This window comes from Mesorhizobium sp. WSM4845, assembly GCF_055811455.1.
This window is the reverse complement of record NZ_JBVVQA010000078.1, coordinates 1-1,329: the sequence shown is the minus strand read 5'-3', so window position 1 is coordinate 1,329 and position 1,329 is coordinate 1. Positions and strand designations below refer to the sequence as shown.

General features: G+C 65.8%; 1 protein-coding gene. It reads left to right on the top strand.

Features of this window, described 5'->3' with window-relative positions:
* Positions 1 to 79: 79 nt before the first annotated feature.
* Positions 80 to 1,282 carry an integrase core domain-containing protein gene (locus AC0L2C_RS34065; protein WP_473525516.1) on the top strand — a complete coding sequence of 401 codons (1,203 nt, stop codon included), beginning with the start codon at positions 80 to 82 and terminating at the stop codon, positions 1,280 to 1,282.
* Positions 1,283 to 1,329: the final 47 nt, after the last annotated feature.

Sequence of the window (1,329 nt, the reverse complement as noted above, 5' to 3'; positions counted from 1 at the left end):
TGTCCGAACCGGATAGATAGGTAACAGAATGGACTGATTGCATGGGTGACAGTTTTCTCCTTCGCCGGGAGGACCGGCGATGGTTTGGCGAGAGACTGGCATCATGGATGAGCGGCTTCGGTTTGTTGTGGAGTGCCTGGCGGGCGATGAGACGATGACGCAGCTTTGTGCTGACTTCGGCATATCGCGCAAGATCGGCTACAAATGGCTGGGACGGTACCGGGAGTTCGGCCCGGAAGGTCTGCATGACCGGCCGCGGGCGCCGCTCAATCATGGCCGGGCGACGGCGGTGGATCTGGTGGAGCGGATCGTTGCGGCGAAGGAGGCACACCCGCTGTGGGGGCCGAAGAAGATCATGGCGCGGCTCAAGCGCACCGCTCCCGAGTTGGCCTGGCCGTCGGCCTCGACGGCTGGCGCGATCCTTGAGCGGCAAGGGCTTGTCGGTCGGCGGCGCGCCCGCTGGAAGGCGGCGGGCAACGGACCATGGCCGCCAGCCGAGGAGCCGAACGCGGTGTGGACGGGCGACCACAAGGGCTGGTTCCGCACCCTTGACGGGTGGCGCTGCGAACCGTTGACGGTGATGGATGCGTCGTGCCGCTTCCTTTTGGCGCTCGAAGCGACGGGCTCGACGGCGGACGACGAGGCCTGGCCGGTGTTCGAGCGGCTGTTTGATGAACATGGCTTGCCGGATCGGTTCAGAAGCGACAATGGCTCGCCTTTCGCGTCGGCCGGCGTCACCGGGCTGACGCCGCTGTCGGTGCGCTTTATCAAGCTCGGCATCACGCTGGAGCGGATCGCACCCGGCAAGCCGCAGCAGAACGGATGCCACGAGCGCTTCCACCTGACCATGCTGCCGCTGGCCAAGGCACCGGAGGCCGACAGAACCGCCCAGGGCCAGGCTTTCGAAGCCTTCCGGCGCAGCTACAATGAGGAGCGTCCGCATGAGGCGCTGGCCATGGACACCCCGGCGCAGCATTACCGCTCCTCGTCGCGCGCCATGCCTGCGACACCGCCCGAGCCCGACTATCCGGCCGAGGCGGCGGTGCGCAGCGTGCGCCACAATGGCGAGATCAGGTGGAACGGTGGTTTCGTCTACGTTTCCAAGGCGCTGGCCGGCGAAGCGGTCGCCGCCATCGAAACCGAGGATGGTCAATGGGCGCTCAGCTTCCATGCCCACCCGCTCGGCATCCTCGACACCGGGCGCATGAAGCTTGTCCGCCGCAGCGCCGCGCCAATCAAACCGCGTGGCGCTGCGGCGGACACGACAGGGGGAAAACTGTAACCCATGTATCCGGTTCAAAGTGTTACCCATCTTTCAACTGGACACCG